At 63.4% G+C, this 16,597-nt stretch carries 16 protein-coding genes and 1 tRNA gene; 13 read left to right on the top strand and 4 right to left on the bottom strand.

The annotated features are described in order from the left end of the window. Positions 1–50 precede the first annotated feature (50 nt). A complete protein-coding gene (locus AC0L21_RS25030; protein WP_473264397.1) occupies positions 51–1,046 on the bottom strand; it encodes an LLM class flavin-dependent oxidoreductase in 996 nt (331 codons plus the stop codon). A gap of 229 nt (positions 1,047–1,275) precedes the next feature. Between AC0L21_RS25030 and AC0L21_RS25025 the strand changes: the two genes are divergently transcribed. The 4 genes from AC0L21_RS25025 to AC0L21_RS25010 all read left to right on the top strand — a co-directional run bounded on the left by AC0L21_RS25025 (position 1,276) and on the right by AC0L21_RS25010 (position 3,651). Then, positions 1,276–1,698 (top strand): MgtC/SapB family protein, encoded by a 423-nt coding sequence (locus tag AC0L21_RS25025; RefSeq protein WP_473264396.1) that lies wholly within the window; start codon positions 1,276–1,278, stop codon positions 1,696–1,698. A 137-nt stretch (positions 1,699–1,835) separates the two neighbouring features. Beyond that, a complete protein-coding gene (locus AC0L21_RS25020) occupies positions 1,836–2,339 on the top strand; it encodes a peptidase associated/transthyretin-like domain-containing protein (RefSeq protein ID WP_473264395.1) in 504 nt (167 codons plus the stop codon). Between the two features lie 11 nt (positions 2,340–2,350). Continuing rightward, complete coding sequence (locus tag AC0L21_RS25015; RefSeq protein WP_473264394.1) at positions 2,351–2,980, top strand: ferric reductase-like transmembrane domain-containing protein; 630 nt, start codon at positions 2,351–2,353, stop codon at positions 2,978–2,980. Positions 2,981–3,174: 194 nt separating this feature from the next. Next, positions 3,175–3,651 carry a Crp/Fnr family transcriptional regulator gene (locus AC0L21_RS25010; RefSeq protein ID WP_473264393.1) on the top strand — a complete coding sequence of 159 codons (477 nt, stop codon included), beginning with the start codon at positions 3,175–3,177 and terminating at the stop codon, positions 3,649–3,651. 118 nt (positions 3,652–3,769) lie between these two features. Here AC0L21_RS25010 and AC0L21_RS25005 read toward each other — a convergent pair whose 3' ends face one another. Then, positions 3,770–4,174: a VOC family protein gene (locus tag AC0L21_RS25005; RefSeq protein WP_473264392.1), complete on the bottom strand. Its 405-nt coding sequence runs from the start codon at positions 4,172–4,174 to the stop codon at positions 3,770–3,772. A 1,254-nt stretch (positions 4,175–5,428) separates the two neighbouring features. Here AC0L21_RS25005 and AC0L21_RS25000 point away from each other — a divergent pair. After that, positions 5,429–8,647, top strand: coding sequence for a PAS domain S-box protein (locus AC0L21_RS25000; protein ID WP_473264391.1), 3,219 nt, complete (start codon positions 5,429–5,431; stop codon positions 8,645–8,647). A gap of 412 nt (positions 8,648–9,059) precedes the next feature. Here AC0L21_RS25000 and AC0L21_RS24995 read toward each other — a convergent pair. Next, positions 9,060–9,134, bottom strand: a tRNA-Thr gene (locus AC0L21_RS24995). Positions 9,135–9,449: 315 nt separating this feature from the next. Here AC0L21_RS24995 and AC0L21_RS24990 point away from each other — a divergent pair. From AC0L21_RS24990 to AC0L21_RS24970, 5 genes are all read left to right on the top strand, one after another. Next, positions 9,450–9,662 carry a hypothetical protein gene (locus tag AC0L21_RS24990; protein WP_473264390.1) on the top strand — a complete coding sequence of 71 codons (213 nt, stop codon included), beginning with the start codon at positions 9,450–9,452 and terminating at the stop codon, positions 9,660–9,662. A 26-nt stretch (positions 9,663–9,688) separates the two neighbouring features. Then, the gene (locus AC0L21_RS24985) at positions 9,689–11,395 is read left to right on the top strand and encodes an FAD-dependent oxidoreductase (protein ID WP_473264389.1); all 1,707 of its coding nucleotides are present in this window, start codon (positions 9,689–9,691) and stop codon (positions 11,393–11,395) included. Between the two features lie 293 nt (positions 11,396–11,688). Next, on the top strand, positions 11,689–11,997 hold the full coding sequence (locus tag AC0L21_RS24980; protein ID WP_007615494.1) for an EthD family reductase: 309 nt from the start codon (positions 11,689–11,691) through the stop codon (positions 11,995–11,997). A 285-nt stretch (positions 11,998–12,282) separates the two neighbouring features. Next, positions 12,283–12,792 carry a hypothetical protein gene (locus AC0L21_RS24975; RefSeq protein ID WP_473264388.1) on the top strand — a complete coding sequence of 170 codons (510 nt, stop codon included), beginning with the start codon at positions 12,283–12,285 and terminating at the stop codon, positions 12,790–12,792. A gap of 19 nt (positions 12,793–12,811) precedes the next feature. After that, a complete protein-coding gene (locus tag AC0L21_RS24970) occupies positions 12,812–13,636 on the top strand; it encodes an alpha/beta fold hydrolase (RefSeq protein ID WP_473264387.1) in 825 nt (274 codons plus the stop codon). Between the two features lie 6 nt (positions 13,637–13,642). Here the strand turns inward: AC0L21_RS24970 and AC0L21_RS24965 are convergent, their stop codons facing one another. Then, the gene (locus AC0L21_RS24965) at positions 13,643–14,296 is read right to left on the bottom strand and encodes a TetR/AcrR family transcriptional regulator (protein ID WP_473264386.1); all 654 of its coding nucleotides are present in this window, start codon (positions 14,294–14,296) and stop codon (positions 13,643–13,645) included. An 83-nt stretch (positions 14,297–14,379) separates the two neighbouring features. Here AC0L21_RS24965 and AC0L21_RS24960 point away from each other — a divergent pair, with 83 nt between their 5' ends. The 3 genes from AC0L21_RS24960 (at position 14,380) to AC0L21_RS24950 (ending at position 16,523) form a co-directional block, all read left to right on the top strand. Beyond that, positions 14,380–15,318 (top strand): SDR family oxidoreductase, encoded by a 939-nt coding sequence (locus AC0L21_RS24960; RefSeq protein ID WP_473264385.1) that lies wholly within the window; start codon positions 14,380–14,382, stop codon positions 15,316–15,318. Positions 15,319–15,344: 26 nt separating this feature from the next. Continuing rightward, complete coding sequence (locus AC0L21_RS24955) at positions 15,345–16,004, top strand: NAD(P)H-binding protein (RefSeq protein WP_473264384.1); 660 nt, start codon at positions 15,345–15,347, stop codon at positions 16,002–16,004. 81 nt (positions 16,005–16,085) lie between these two features. Beyond that, positions 16,086–16,523, top strand: coding sequence for a DUF2948 family protein (locus tag AC0L21_RS24950; RefSeq protein ID WP_473264383.1), 438 nt, complete (start codon positions 16,086–16,088; stop codon positions 16,521–16,523). The last annotated feature ends 74 nt before the right edge of the window (positions 16,524–16,597 follow it).

The raw sequence follows: 16,597 nt of genomic DNA, 5'->3' as shown, positions 1-16,597 counted from the left end.
TCGCAATGACGAACGCGCCATTGCCAAGTCGGCCGCGCCAGACTCTGCGCTCACCCCGCCAGCCGATCCCTTACCCCGGCTGCGATCTCGAACGAGCGCAGCCGTGCGGCGTGGTCGTAGATCTGGCCCGTGGTCATCAGTTCGTCCGCGCCGGTCTCGGCGATCAGCGCCTTCAGCTTCGCTTCGACCATGTCAGGCGTGCCGACCGCCGAGCACGACAGCGACTGACCGACCATCGCCTTTTCGGCCGGCGACCACAGCGCGTCCATGTCGTCGACCGGCGGCGGCAGCGGACCCGGCGTGCCGCGGCGCAGATTGATGAACTGCTGCTGCAGCGAGGAGAACATGCGCTGCGCGTCCGCGTCGCTGTCGGCGGCGAACACGTTGACCCCGACCATCGCGTAGGGCTTGTCGAGCTGGGCCGACCGCTCGAAGCGCGCGCGATACTCGCGCAGCGCCGGCATCATCATCTGCGGCGCGAAATGCGAGGCGAACGCGAACGGCAGGCCGAGCATGCCTGCGAGCTGCGCGCCAAAGGTGCTGGAGCCCAGGATCCACAGCGGCACCTTCGTCCCCATGCCCGGCACGGCGCGGATGGCCTGGTTCGGCTGCACGTCGCCGAGCAGCGCCTGCAACTCCAGCACGTCCTGCGGAAAATTCTCGGAACTGGTGGCGAGATCGCGCCGCAGCGCCCGCGCGGTGAACTGGTCGGTGCCCGGCGCCCGCCCTAGCCCGAGATCGATCCGCCCGGGATAGAGCGAGGCCAGCGTGCCGAACTGCTCGGCGATGACCAGCGGCGAATGGTTCGGCAGCATGATTCCGCCGGAACCGACCCGGATGGTTTTAGTGCCGCCCGCGATATGCCCGATCACCACCGACGTCGCCGCACTCGCGATGCCCGTCATGTTGTGATGCTCGGCCAGCCAGAAGCGTTTGTAGCCCCAGGCTTCGGCATGCTGCGCCAGATCGAGCGAGTTACGGAAGGCCTGCGCGGCGTCGCCGCCTTGGCGGATGGGCGCGAGGTCGAGCACGGAGAAGGGGATCATGGGCAGGTCCGGACGGCGCGTGCGATGGGAACGTGGACTCGACATGTAGGGGCCGGCCGCAGGAATACCAGCCGAAACGATCATTGTGCTGCGCCGCCTCCCTTACGCGGAGGCGAAGTCCTTGCTGCTGATGCATGCGGCAAATCCGCCTGCATGGAAACCGCGAGCTGCATTGCGGCGTTGCCGGCCGGTTTGATCAACGGCGACGATTTTCATTTCGGGGGCTTTCTTGGACAGATTCAATATCGGCGTTCATGTCGTTGCGCTGGCTGCGGCCTTCGCGCTGGCGGTTCCGATCGGGTGGGACCGCGAGAAGCGGGCGCGCAGCGCGGGCTTGCGCACTTTTCCGCTGGTCGCAATGGCAAGTTGCGGCTTCGTGCAGGCCAGCGAAAGCCTGCTCGTGCATTCGCCTGACGGGATGGCAAAGGTGATCGAGGGCCTCATCACCGGCATCGGCTTTATCGGCGGTGGCGCTATCCTCAAGCAGGGGAATTCGGTGCAGGGCACCGCGACGGCCGCGAGCCTCTGGGCCACCGGCGCCATCGGCGTCTCCGTCGGGCTCGGCGCTTACGATGTCGCGGTGACGGTCGCCGTATTCACGTTCCTGACGCTTCGCTTGTTGACGCTGGTGAAGGAAGAAGACGATCATTGATGGCGTGTGCGAGCGGCCTGCACCCCCGTTCACAACACCGTCATCGCGCCCCGTTCCACCCCTCGTCTCAACTGGGCGTCTCGCCCCTGTTGTTGTACCATTGCCGGAGCTACTGCTCCGTTGCAGGAGGAACCGACATGACCACGGTTCTACTCAATCGCCGCAACCTCCTTGTCGCTGGCGGCTCCGCCCTGGCCACCGGCATGTTGGCAACCAGCGTTCCCGGGCTGATATTGCCGGCACGCGCGGACGGCCTCGCGCCGACCGAGACGATGTCGGGCGGGGCGAACAACTACCGCAAGGGCGCGGCGATCGTGGAGCGGATCGGCAAGGGCGGCTTCTGGATGAGTGGCACCGTGCGCCGCGCCGGCGACGGGGCGCCGCTCGCAGACCAGCGCATCCAGATCTGGGCGCACACCACCGAAGGACAGGAGCACGAGCCGCAGAGCCATGGCGCCACGCTCACTGACAAGGACGGCAAGTTCCGGCTCGAGATGCCGCAGATCATTCCCATCTTCGGCCAGCCGCATGGCCACCTCGCCTATGACAGCGGTGAGTTCAAAACCGTTTTCCTGCGACCGGTGATGCGGAGCGCCAAGGAAACCAGCCTGGAAGCGCATTTCGTGCTGCAGCCGGCCTGACCGCATTGCAAATGAAAGGCTGGAGATCGGCCCGGGCGTCCCTGATCTGGGTTGCCCTTGCTTTGGCCATCGGCGTGCCGATCGCGCTCGCTGCCGGAAGCGAGCAGCTCGCATGGCGCGGCCCGGTCTACATCCTCGCCGGCTTCGCCGGGATTATCGCGCTCGGTCTCGTGCTCGTTCAGCCCCTGCTGATCGGCGGATATCTGCCGGGTCTGTCGGCCTATCGCGGCCGGCGCGCCCATCACTGGATCGGCGGCGCGCTCACTCTGGCAGTCGTGATCCATGTCGCCGGCCTCTGGATCACCAGCCCGCCCGATATGATCGACGCCCTGACCTATACATCGCCGACGCCGTTCTCCCCCTTCGGCGTGACCGCCATGTGGGCCCTCTTCACGGTCGCGCTTCTGGCGCTGCTACGCCGACGATTGGGACTGCGGCTGCGCACCTGGCGCATCGTCCATATTCCCCTCGCGATCGTCATCGTCGCAGGAAGCGTGGCCCATTGCCTGCTGATCGAGGGGACGATGGAGACGATCTCGAAGGCAGCGCTGTGCGCAGCTGTGCTTGCGGCGACCGTCAAGGTGATGGTTGACCTCTGGCGAAAGCGGACGCTCCGCGGCGAGAGTGTTGCGCGGCAGTAAGAGTAGGGTGGGCAAAGGCGCGTAGCGCCGTGCCCACCATCTATCTATCAATAGTTGTTGGTGGGCACGCTTCGCTTTGCTCATCTACGAGCTACGAAATTTTCGCTGACCGCCTTGTTCCAACACGTTGAGCATCGTCAGCGCCGATGTCTCCTCTGCTTGCCGCGGAAGGCCGTGAAGATTATCCTCCCGCGATGGCCGTCAGTGTCCCCGACGTGAAAGCGTTCCTGCTCGCCACACCGTTCTTCGGCGGTATCCCGGATCAAAGTCTCGACCTCCTGATGTCGATGCTGGTCGAGTGCCGATTTGATACCGGAGCAACCGTCGTGACGGAGGGCGAACCCGGACGCTCGCTGTTCATCGTCAAATCCGGCCGGCTGGCGGTGAGTAAGCGAGCGAATGCGGGCAACGTCATCCCGATTTCCGTTCTGGAGCCCGGCGATTTCTTCGGCGAGATGACGCTGATCGAAATGCAGAATCGATCCGCCACGGTGATCGCGGAAAGTCCGACGGTGCTCTACGAGTTGACCGCCCAGAAGCTCTATGCCTGCTACAAGGCCGATATCCACGCCTATGTGATCGTCCTGCAGAACATCAATCGCGAGCTCTGCCGACGGCTGCGCCGGTCCGACGATCGCTTTGCGGGGCATCAGGTGGGTGGCGACAAGTGATAATGCGTAGGATGGGTAGAGCACTTGCGAAACCCATCATGTTTCGTCACCGCCGCAAGGCTGCGATGGTTGGCGGTGGCCATCCGCATGTCGACGACACGAGCGACCCAGCTGCTCGTCAAGATCGAATCGGCTGCCCGATTCCCAGCAGGTTACCTTCGCTGTCGCGGAACCACGCGCCCCGCTCACCGATACCCTTGCTGCGGTAATTCCCGGTAATCGCGGCAATTCCATCAACGGTCTTCAAGCCGGGTAGGTCATATTCCTCGAACTCGACTCCCCGCACGCGAAGCTCGCGCACCGTTGCCTCGATATCCTCGACTTCCCAGCCCATCTGTGTGTGCGTGCCGAATGGCAGTCCGGCCGAAATGAATATCGCAAACTCGCCATTCGCACAGACGTAACGGAGTCCACCCTCGCGCTGTTCGACCGGCTCAAGCCCGAGCTTTTCCGAATAGAACGCTCGCGCCCGATCCAGGTCTTTGGCTGGAAGCCGGGTTGCCACCTTCGCGTTCCCAAGCATGCCTCTCTCCTTCTTAGTCTTAAGCTCGCGTAGGATGGGCAGAGCACTTGCGAAACCCGTCATGCATGCTTGGCCACCGAACAAGGTCTTAGCTGCGCCAGGACTGTCGCGGGATTGCCTCTTGGATTCGCCGATTATGTCAAAAGCAGCACGCGTGGCCAAGGGCGACCCGTCGGGCAAAACACCCGCCTCCCCCCAAGGTCCGTCAACCCTCCCTCACAAAAATATTCCACTTTACCGAAATTCGGAATCGCAGTATCTAACCGCCATCCCGGTCCAGGGAGAGGGGCGATCGTCCGTCGTAACGAACGTGGATCGGGGTGTGGTGGACGCGGCAGCGTCGGGCACGAAGACGGGACCAGGGCGAGATGAACCTCGTGAGGTCTTGTCTAGCGTGCGGACGACCGGCGCCAACGCCCTGCGAAGCCCTTTTGGGCAAAGCAGGACGTGTCCGGCGAAGCCTCTTGGCGAAGCCGGATCGCTGCGTACGGCAAAATCGTGTGGTCCTGGCCGTCGTTGCTACGGTCAAGCCTTGCGGAGATGGATCGAGGCTCAACCGGGTCTTTGGCCATCGCCAATTCGCAAGGCGACGGTGACAAAAAGGAACTCGTCGCCGGGGAGAGCGCGGCATAAGCCGTCAACCCACTGCGCAGGGAAGGCCGAGTGTTCGGCGTCACCTGTATGCTGCTGTGCGGTCTCTTTGCGCTACATCTTTGCGCAGCGGACCGCGGGTGCCAGCCGGCACCCGGTCTTCCCTGCGCCCTCTTCACAGAGGAGGGCTACGGAAAAAGCAAAACTCGGGCGTTTGATGCCGCGAGAATGCTGATCTGTATGTGATTTGACCGGGGGAACGGTGCTGCCAGACAGGATTGAACTGTGATACCAATCCCGGCGACTTTTGATTTTGTTGTACTTTTCAGTCCGCCGATCAATTTCTATGTGCACCCTCAAGGTGCACCACGAAGTATCATTTACCACACCCGGGCGAGAAGGAAATGCCGTTAGCTGCGGGGAGCTGACGGATCTGACCCTTCGAACGCTATCAGCCTACGATCTTGGGCCCACCTTTGGAACCAACCCTAACCCATGTCGTTGGGTAAGGTTTTGTTATCCGGCAATCGAGCGAGACATTTGAGCGTCTAATCTCAAAAGGCGGCCGCTATGGGGGGAAGGATGTCGAGCAGGGCTGACCGACCGGTTTCCGTCTTGAAACCAAAATCCGCTCGCGACCTGGCAGTAGAGCCCGGAGCGGTCGTGCTTTCCGCAATCCTTGCCGGCTCGCCCGACGCGATATGGTGCTGGCGCACCGACGGCATCATCACGCAGTGGAATCCCGCGGCACAACGGCTGTTGGGGTTCGACGCTTCGGAGATCGCCGGTCACACGCTGCTGGATCTGGTCCCCCAAGCGGAGCGCTCAGCCGCCGAGAACATGATCGAGCGCGTGGGCGCCGGCGAATCCTATGGTCCCTTCGAAACCGACCGGGTGGGCAAGGATGGCAGAGCCCTCGCCGTGGAGCTTACGGTCGTCCCCCTGCGCGACGACAAGGGCTCGATCGTAGGCGGAGCGACTTTTTGCCGGGACATCAGCGAACGCAAGAGCGCGGCTGAATCGCTTTCGCGGTCCGTTCGCGAGCTTGGAACGCTCTTTCACCTCACCGAGCGCTTGCAGGCTGCCAGATCCGCCCAAGAGGTCTATGAGGCCGCGCTCGATGCGATTACCGAAGCGCTCGAGTGCGACCGCGCGTCTATCCTGCTGTTCGATTCGGCTTCCGACATGCGCTTCGTCGCTTGGAGAGGCATCAGCGAGCAGTATCGCAAAGCCGTCGACGGTCACTCGCCATGGACGCCCGACACGACTGACGAGCCCCCTATCTTCCTGGCCGACATTCGGGAAACGAACGAACCCGAGGGCCTGAAGAAGGTGATCGAGGACGAAGGGATTCGTGGACTCGCGTTCATTCCCCTCGTCCGCAACGGGCGCGTGTTCGGCAAGTTCATGGCCTACTATAGGTGCCCGCATCGCTTCAGCGAGGGAGAGACCCGTCTAGCCAGCACCATTGCACGCCAGTTGAGCTTGTCGCTCGACAGAATCATGACGGAAGCGCAGTTGAGGGAATCCGAGCTTCGTTTCCGGCTCATGTCGGAGCACGCTCCGGTCATGATCTGGATAAGTGACTCCTCGGGAAAATGCCTCCACCTCAATCGGCTGCTACGTGACTTCTGGGGAGTGGAGGAAGCCGCCATTCCCGACTTCGACTGGTCGTCGACGATACATCCCGACGACGCCTCTGCCATCCACGAACAGGTGGGGGGCGCAATTGCGAAACGGGCTCCGGTGGAGCTGAAGGGACGATACCGCAGCGCCTCGGGAGCATACCGGGTTCTGGAAACCGTCGCGCATCCTCGCATCGGCGCTTCCGGTGACTTCCTCGGCATGATTGGCGTCAACGTCGACATCACCCGGAGAGAGGAAGCAGAGGCAGAACGTCGCTGTGCCGAAGAGGAATTGCAGGCGATGAATGTTGCCCTGCGAGAGAACGAAGAACGTTTGCGCTTGGCTACCGCCAACGCGGACGTCGGCTTCTGGGATGTGGATGAGGTCAATCAGGTCCTGCATTGGCCGCCGGTGGTCAAGGCGATGTTCGGTATCTCGCCGGACAGACCCGTGTCGATGGCGGACTTCTTCTCAGGCCTTCACCCGGAGGACCGAGAGTTCGTCGGCGCAGCTTATGCAGCGGCGGCAGATCCCAAGAAGCGCGCTCTCTACGATGTCGAGTATCGAACCGTCGGTAAAGAGGACGGTCGCGTCCGCTGGGTCGCTGCGAAGGGACGAGGCGTGTTCGATGATGACGGCCGCTGCGTGCGAGTGACCGGCACCGCCATCGACATCACTGCTCGCAAGGCAAATGAAGCAAAGCTCAAGGAGCTGAACGAGACATTGGAGCGCCGAATCTCCGAGGTGTTGGCTGAACGCAAGGTTTTGGCCGACATCGTCGAAGGGACGGATGCGTTCGTGCAGGTCGTCGACCTGGAATACCGTTGGCTCGCCATCAACAAGGCCGCGGCGGACGAATTCGCGAAGATCTTCGGAGTTCGTCCGCAAGCCGGGCAGTGCATGCTTGACCTGTTGACGCATCTGCCCGCCGAGCGAGAAGCCGTGCGCGCGGTTTGGGCCCGCGCACTATCCGGGGAGGAATTCACGGAGATTGCGACGTTCGGCGATCGCGAGCGTCGCCACTACGAAATGAAGTACAACACCCTCCGGAACAGCAAGGGAGAGCGGATCGGCGCCTATCAATTCGTCTACGATGTGACGGAACGTATCCGCGAGCAGGAGCGGCTCGCGAGGGCGGAGGAGCAGCTACGTCAGGGACAGAAAATGGAGGCCATGGGGCAGCTGACGGGCGGGGTAGCGCACGACTTCAACAACCTGTTGACGCCGATCGTCGGGGCCCTCGATGCCTTGCAGCGCCGAGGCGTAGGCGGCGAACGCGAACAGCGGTTGATCACCGGAGCGATACAATCCGCAGATAGGGCCAAGACGCTTGTGCAGCGCTTGCTCGCATTCGCTCGTCGGCAGCCACTCCAAACCAGAGCGACCCAGGTGGGGGACCTCATCCGCGGGATGGGGGATTTGATCGCGAGTACGTCCGGTCCGCAGGTCAAGGTCTCCGTCGAACTCGAGCAGGACCTGCCGGCCGCAAAGGTCGATGAAAATCAGCTCGAGATGGCTCTCCTCAATCTCGCGGTCAATGCGCGTGACGCCATGCCTGACGGCGGAACGTTGCGCATCACCGCTGATGCCCAGGACATCGAGTTTGGACATCGCGCCAATCTGAAGCCTGGCCGCTATGTCAGGCTATCGGTTGCGGACAGCGGCGTCGGCATGGACGACTCAGTGAAGGCCCGCGCGATCGAGCCATTCTTCTCAACCAAGGGCATCGGAAAGGGCACGGGTCTCGGCCTATCGATGGCTCACGGCTTGGCGTCGCAACTAGGCGGCGCACTGACCATTCAAAGCCGCCCGGGGCTGGGCACGAATATAGATATCTGGCTTCCTTCGACCGCTGAGCCCGTGAAGGCGGAGAGCCAAGAACAAGTCTCGACGCCCAGCGGGGGCCCGCTTGGAACGGCGCTTCTCGTAGACGACGAGCCCCTTGTGCGTGCGGCAGCCGCCGACATGCTAACGGATATCGGATACGCCGTTCTGGAAGCTGCTTCAGCCGAAGAGGCCATCCGCCTGATCGAGGGCGGTCTCAAGCCCCAACTGCTTGTTACGGACCATCTGATGACAGGAATGAACGGCACGGATCTGGCCCGGCGCGTTCGGTCGGAAATGCCCGGCACGCAGGTGCTGTTGGTGTCGGGCTATGCCGAAAGCGAAGGTGTTGCGCCCGATCTTCCGCGAATGGTCAAGCCGTTCAGCGGCAACGAACTCGCTGCCAAACTAGCCAGCCTGTCGAGCAGCTGATGAGCAGATGTCCTTCTTGAGGAGGTTGTAAATTGGCCCGCAACCCGCTGCAGATGCTTCATCCTGCCGCGGGGCATCGATCGGGCTTTGCAAAGAGAAGGACGGCGTAGGCGCGGAAGTAATCAAATGCATCTGACATAGTGTGTAAACGCCGGCCGGCACCTATGGTTTGGTCACTATCGTCGCCCCGCACCGCGGGAGATGGTCGACGAGCTATCGAAGGTCCTCGCGCAGCCTCTTGAAGAACGGGGGAGGACCTTTCCTGATCAACAAGCTTGGTGGGGACGCGACAACGAAGTTGAGGAACGGCAGAACGGGCGCGCTTGTCCATGCGTATTTTTAGTGAAACCATTGGTCTGTGTGGCACTCAGGACCGAATTATTAATAAAATCAATGCATCCAAAGGGATGGCTGGTGCTGCCAGACAGGATTGAACTGTCGACCTCTCCATTACCAATGGAGTGCTCTACCACTGAGCTACGGCAGCATGTGCTGGGGTAAGAATCGGCCGCCACGAGGGGCCTACCAAGCGGGCCGATATCTGCCACAAGCCCCCCTCCTGTGCAAGCTTGCTAGCTCCGCCAAAGCGATAAAATCGGGTCGATATCGGGGCCAAAATGCCTGTTTTGGCTCGAAACGGCCGACTTTCCGCGGATTCGGTTCCGATATGCCCACCCAACTGGCCAGTTGCCCGACGCGCCGGATTCGATCCATTTCGATTTTCGCACGATCGGATCGCGCGGGCCTCTTGAGCTGCCTTATTCCTCGGGCATGTTATCGCCGATCGCTGTAATGGACCTCGATGGCAGACGAGAACGACAAGAGCACGAAGCAGGACTCCAGACACGACCGGGCGTCTCGCGACGACCGGCTGAAATCGGCGCTGCGCGAAAACCTGAAACGGCGAAAGATGCAGGCGCGCGAACGGGCCGCAAGTGGCGGCCCCTCGCGGAACGAAGATGATTCCCTAGATGAGGGGACCGCCGGCAAGACAGCCGACAAGACTGGCGATTAGAATTTTTGGAGTGCATGGACGTGGCAATGGGGCAGGACGAATCGCAACGACCCGACGGTGACGCGCAGATGTCGCGGTTCACCCGCCCTGAACAGACCTTTCCGACGCTGACATCAGCCGAGATCGAGCGGATGAGACATTTCGGGGAGGTCCGCAACTATGCCGATGGGGAATTCCTGTTCGAAACCGGGAAGCCCGGGCCGGGCATGTTCGTCGTGCTGAAGGGCCACGTCGCCATCACCCAGCGCGATGGCCTTGGTCATGTCACGCCGTTGATCGACCAGGGGCCGGGGCAATTTTTGGCCGAGCTGAGCCAGCTCTCCGGACGGCCGGCGCTGGTGGACGGCCGCGCCGAAGGCGATGTCGAGACGCTGCTGTTGCCGCCGGAGCGGCTGCGCGCGCTGCTGGTCGCCGAGGCCGAGCTCGGCGAGCGCATCATGCGCGCGCTGATCCTGCGCCGGGTCAATCTGCTGCAGGGCGGCGTCGGCGGCGTCGTGCTGATCGGTCCGTCGCATTCGGCAGGCGTGGTGCGGCTGCAGGGCTTCCTCACACGCAACGGCCAGCCGCATCATCTGCTCGATCCGGCGCGCGATCGCGACGCCGCCGACGTCATCGCGCGTTATTCGCCCAAGCCGGACGACTGGCCGCTGGTCGTCACACCCGATGGCGCGGTGCTGCGCAATCCCGGCGAAACCGAGCTTGCGCGCGCGATCGGCATGATCGGTGGCCCCCGCAACGACCGCATCTACGACGTCGCGATCGTCGGCTCCGGACCGGCCGGGCTCGCCACCGCCGTGTATGCCGCGTCCGAAGGCCTCTCGGTCGCCGTGCTCGACACCCGCGCCTTCGGCGGCCAGGCCGGCGCCAGCGCGCGCATCGAAAACTATCTGGGTTTTCCGACCGGCATTTCCGGCCAGGCCCTGACCGCGCGCGCCTTCAACCAGGCGCAAAAGTTTGGCGCGGAGATCATGATCCCGGTGACGGTGAAGTCGCTCGACTGCACGCGCAAGGACGGCGCGTTTTCGGTGGCGCTTGATGGCTGCGATCCGCTGCATTCGCGCGCGGTGGTGGTCGCGAGCGGCGCGCGCTATCGCCGGCCCGAGATCGAGAACCTCGACAAGTTCGAAGGCCGCGGCGTCTGGTATTGGGCCTCGCCGGTCGAGGCGAAGCTGTGCGCCGGCGAGGACGTGGCGCTGGTCGGTGCCGGCAACTCGGCGGGGCAGGCTGCTGTTTTCCTCTCGGGGCACGCCAAAAAAGTGCTGATGATCATCCGCGGCGGCGGCCTTGGCGCCAGCATGTCGCGCTATCTCATCGAGCGCATCGAAGCCACGCCGAATATCGAACTGATGTTTAACACCGAGATCACGGCGCTCGAAGGCGACGAGGCTTCGCTGCTGCGGCGCATCCGCTGGAAGAGCCGGCTCTCGAGCGACGAGGATTTCGCCGACATCCGCAATCTCTTCCTGTTCGTCGGCGCCGATCCCGCCACCAACTGGCTCGACGGCTGCGGCGTGACGCTCGATCGCGGCGGCTTCGTCGTGACGGGTGCGCAGTCCGAGCAGAACCAGGGCCGACTGGTCGCACCGCTGGAGACCTCGGTGCCCGGCGTCTACGCCGTCGGCGACGTCCGCTCCGGCTCGGTCAAGCGCGTCGGCGGCGCCATCGGCGAGGGCGCCCAGGTCGTGGCCTCCCTGCACGGCTTCCTCGGCGACGCCGCAAAACCGGCGCTTTAGAGCACGATCCGGAAAGCGTGCAGCGGTTCCGAAAAGATCGTGCTCAAACAATGAGTCAAGGAGAAGACAAGCAGATGGCAAGTCGATTGAGGCTTGCCATCCTGCGGTGTGATGCGGGACTATCTCCTCATCCTGAGGAGCGCGCATCGCGCGCGTCTCGAAGGACGAAGGCCCGGATGCAACAGCCGGGCCTGCATGGTTCGCGCGGCGATGCGCAAGTATCGTCCGCAGGGGCGCTCGCGCGCCTCCTCACCATGAGGATCGACAAAGAAAACGCTTAACGGGAGGACTAAATGGCTGAAATCGTCGTGCTGTATAAAACGCCCACGGATGCTGCGGCCTTCGACAAATACTATGCCGAGACCCACATTCCGCTCGCGAAGAAACTTCCAGGCCTGAAGAAGTACGCCATCAGCAAGGGGCCGGTCGGCTCCCCCGCTGGACCTTCCGGAATCCATCTCGTTGCCATTCTCACCTTCGACAGCACGGCCGACATCCAGGCGGCATTCGCTAGCCCGGAAGGTAAGGCGACCGGCGCTGACGTGCCGAAATTCGCCAGTGGCGGCGCCGACCTGTTGATCTTCGACACCAAGGAAGTGTGAGCCGCGATTCGACTTTCGTCGACTCGTAGCCCGGATGGAGCGAAGCGCAATCCGGGGACACTGCATTTGCATGCGAAAATCCCGGATTACGCTATCGCTCCATCCGGGCTACGCACCACAAACTGCCGTCGTTTGTGACAGCGTTGCAAAAAACTCAGCCATGCGTTTGTCGATTCGCACGATGACGCATGGCTGCGCACGCATGTGTGACACCAGCGCGTGTGGCAATCCGATGAGGACCGTAATATCAATCCCGAACTCGACGCAGAGAGTAGGAGAGATGTCATGGTTCTTGGGTTGAGCTTGCCCGCCTTCACGCTGGTTCATGTTATCATCAGCCTGATCGGCATCGCAGCCGGCCTTGTCGTGATGTTCGGCCTGCTCGGCTCGAAGCCGATGCCGGGCCTGACCGCGATTTTCCTGCTGTTCACGATCCTCACCAGCGCCACCGGCTTCCTGTTTCCGTTCAAGGAGCTGCTGCCGTCGCATATCATCGGCATCATCTCGCTGGTGCTGCTCGCGATTGCCTGCATCGCGCTCTACGGCATGAAGCTCGCTGGCGTCTGGCGCCCGGTCTACATCGTGACCGCGATGATCTCGCTGTATTTCAATGTCTTCGTGCTGGTGATCCAGTCGTTCCTGAAGGTGCCGGCGCTCGCCGCGCTCGCGCCCGCCGTGGCGCCGGCGCCGCCCGGAGGTCCCGTGTTCGCCGTGGTGCAGGGCCTCGTGCTGGTGTTCTTCGTGGTGCTCACCGTCGGTGCCTGGCGCCGCTTCAAGCCGATGGCGTTCGCCTGATCATTCAAGGAGCCTGACAATGCCTACCATCACCGCCAAGGACGGCGTCGAGATATTCTACAAGGACTGGGGAAGTGGCCAGCCAATCGTGTTCAGCCACGGATGGCCGCTGTCGGCCGACGATTGGGACGCGCAGATGATGTTCTTCGTCACCCGCGGCTATCGCGTCATCGCGCATGACCGTCGCGGCCATGGCCGCTCGTCGCAGGTCGCCGACGGCCACGACATGGATCATTATGCCGACGATCTCGCGGCCGTGACCGCGCATCTCGACCTGAAGAAAGCGATCCATGTCGGCCACTCCACCGGCGGCGGCGAAGTCGTGCATTACATCGCGCGCCACGGCGAGAGCCGGGTGGCGAAGGCCGCGATCCTCTCCGCGGTGCCGCCGCTTATGCTGAAGACGGAGGCCAATCCCGGCGGCCTGCCGAAGAGCGTGTTCGACGATTTCCAGGTGCAGCTCGCTGCCGGCCGCGCCAGCTTCTACCGCGACATCGCGGCCGGCCCCTTCTATGGCTACAATCGTCCCGGTGCAAAGCCGTCGGAAGCGGTGATCCAGAACTGGTGGCGCCAGGGCATGATGGGCGGCGCGAAGGCCCATTACGACGGCATCGTCGCGTTTTCGCAGACCGACTTCACCGAGGATTTGAAGAAGATCACGGTGCCGGTGCTGGTGATGCACGGCGACGACGACCAGATCGTGCCCTACGCCGATTCCGCGCCGCTGTCGGCCAAGCTCTTGAAGAACGGCACGCTGAAGACCTACAAGGGTTTCCCGCACGGCATGCCGACGACGCACGCCGAGACCATCAATGCGGACCTGCTGGCGTTCTTCAGGGAGTGAGCGGCCTTACGCCAATATCGCCCTGATCGCGTCGAAGGTGCGCTTGACGAAGGCTTCCGGCTTCTCCCGCGCTCCTCCGCCGATCCAGCTCTCGCCGCCGACGCGCATCGCGCCGGTGGCGATCATGGCGACGAGGCGTGCCTTCAACTGGTCCGATTTGTTTCTGGCGCGCTGCGCGAGCCCTTCGGCCAGCGCCCGCTCGAGCTTCTCGTATTTGAGCTGATCGCGGGCCCGAAGCGCGGGATTGTCGCGCTTGAGCCGCGACATCGCCGCAGCCTCGGCCGGATCGATCCGCTTGAGCGCTGCCGCGATCGCGTTCTCCGCCGCGGTCAGCATGGTTTCGCCCGCCGGTCGCGCCACGACCTCCGCGACCAGCGCGGCGGCGGCGCCTTCCTGCCAGGCCGCGACCACGTCCTCTTTGGAGGCGAAATAATGGAAGAAGCTGCGTCGCGAGACGTCCGCCGCGGCAGCTATATCGTCGATGGTCGTGGCTTCGAAGCCGCGCTCCAGGAAGAGTGCCATCGCGGCGCGGGTCAACCGCTCGCGGGTCGCTTGCAATTTACGCTGGCGCAGGCCGGGGCCATCGGCGGATTTTGCTCCTGCCGGCAATGGCTTGGTGCGCCTGTTGACCGATTTCCCGGCGAGCTTCGAAAGCTTCAAATCATTTCACCACTTGCAAAGTTGCACCCAGTGCACATTTAGACCCGTCGCGGGCCTTTTCCCAGCCCCGACGGAGCTATGGCATGACCGACTGGACCACGGCAGACATCCCCTCCCTCAGCGGCAAGACTGCCGTCGTGACCGGAGCGACGGGCGGCCTCGGCTACGAAACCGCGATGGCGCTGGCGGGCGCCGGTGCCATCGTCATACTCACGGGGCGCAACGACGCAAAGGGCATGCGCGCGATCGAGGGCATTTGCGAGCGCTTTCCCAATGCGCTGATCGCCTACGAGCATCTCGACCTCGCCAGCCTGGCCTCCGTCGCCGATTTTACCAGGCGCTTCGCCGCCGGCAACGAGCAGCTCGACCTGCTCGTCAACAATGCCGGCGTGATGGCGCTGCCGAAGCGGCAGCAGACGGCGGACGGTTTCGAGATGCAGCTCGGCACCAATTATCTCAGTCACTACGCGCTGACGGCGCAGCTGTTGCCGCATCTTCGCCGGGCGAAGGCGGCTCGGGTCGTGAACCTCTCGAGCCTTGCGCACCGCTCCGGGACGATCAATTTCGACGATCTGCAGGCTAGGCATTCCTATCGTCCGTGGCGGGCTTATTGCCAGTCCAAACTGGCGATGCTGATGTTTTCGCTGGAGTTGCAGCGCCGCAGCCTCGCCTCAGGATGGGGTCTGACGAGCCTTGCCGCACATCCCGGCTACGCGCGGACCGATCTGATTTCGAACGGGCCGGGCACCAGCAGTTTGCAGTCGCGTGTGAGCCGGTGGCTGCAGCCCTTCATCAGCCAGTCTGCCGCGCAAGGTGCGCTGCCGACTTTGTTTGCGGCGACCTCGCCGTCGGCGGAGCCCGGCGGCTATTACGGTCCGAACGGGTTCTACGAATTGAAAGGGCCGCCGCGGCCGGCGAAGATCATGCCGCAGGCGAAGGATTTCGCCTCGGCAGCCATGCTGTGGGATGTCTCGGCGACGTTGACCGGTATATCCTTCGACGAGATCGCGGCCGCCGCATGAGCCGCGAGCCTGTCGGGGAGCTCCCGATGCAGATCATCATTTTCGGCGCGACCGGCATGGTCGGGCAGGGCGTCTTTCGCGAATGCCTGATCGATGCCGGCATCGACCGCGTGGTTGCGATCGGCCGCAGCCCGACCGGCGTGCGCAACGCCAAGCTCACGGAGATCACGCACGGCGATTTCACGGACTATTCGGCGATCGAAGCGCAGCTCACCGGCTTCGACGCCTGCTTCTTCTGCCTCGGCGTCTCCTCGATCGGCATCAGCGAGGAGCGCTACCGTCGTCTCACCTATGACCTCACGCTCGCAGCGGCGACCGCGCTGGCACGGCTCAATCCGCAGATGACATTCGTCTATGTCACGGGCGCCGGCACCGATTCCACCGAGCAGGGTGCGCGGATGTGGGCGCGGATCAAGGGCAAGACCGAGAACGATCTGCTCAAGCTACCGTTTAGGGCGGCCTACATGTTCCGGCCCGGTGCGATCCAACCGCTCCACGGTGCCCGCTCCAAGACCGCGTGGGTGCAGGCCGTATATGCCGCAACCTGGCCACTGTGGTCGGTGCTGCGCCGGTTCTCGCCGCGGCTCGTCACCTCGACCGAGCAGATCGGCCGCGCCATGATCCGGGTTGCGCGGGAGGGGTATCCGCGAAAGGTGCTGGAGATGGAGGATATCAATAGCCTCTAGACCAGTGGGGCGTTAGTTCTAGGGAAATTTCGCCGCCGGCGCGCGTTGAGCCCCGTCCGCCCGAAGCAGAAAGCGCCGTCGATGTCTCCCCAGCTCAAACTGATCGCACTCGACGCCGACGACCTCTCCGTGATCTCGGCCCACGTCCAGGACGCCCGCGTGCAGCCCTCGGACATCATCTGGCGGCAGAGCGAAAAGCGGCTGGTCGTCGGCATGAGCCGGTTGGACTGGGAGCAGACGCTGGACGGCGAGGCCGAGCCGCGCAGGCTGGTGGCCGCCCTCCGTTTCGACCGCGTGCTCGCCTGCAAGTCGCGCAACATCGACCTCGACGCGCCGGACACCGTCCTGGACCTTATCGGCATCGAATTCCACGGCCAGGACGCCCCCGGCGGGAGCGCGCTGCTCCTGTTTGCCCAAGGCGGCGCCATCCGCCTCGACGTCGAATGCCTGGAATGCGAGCTGACTGATCTGGGAGCGGATCAGCTAGGAACGGGGTTGGAGGCTGAAGGCGAGGGGTGAGTGGCATGCCAAGGCCACGCATTCCGCTTTCGCCAGGACAACGCCGAAGGGGAACGGCCCGGCCCAAGGGTTGA

It is taken from the genome of Bradyrhizobium sp. WSM4873, assembly GCF_055811355.1.
This window is presented reverse-complemented; position numbering and strand designations above follow the sequence as displayed.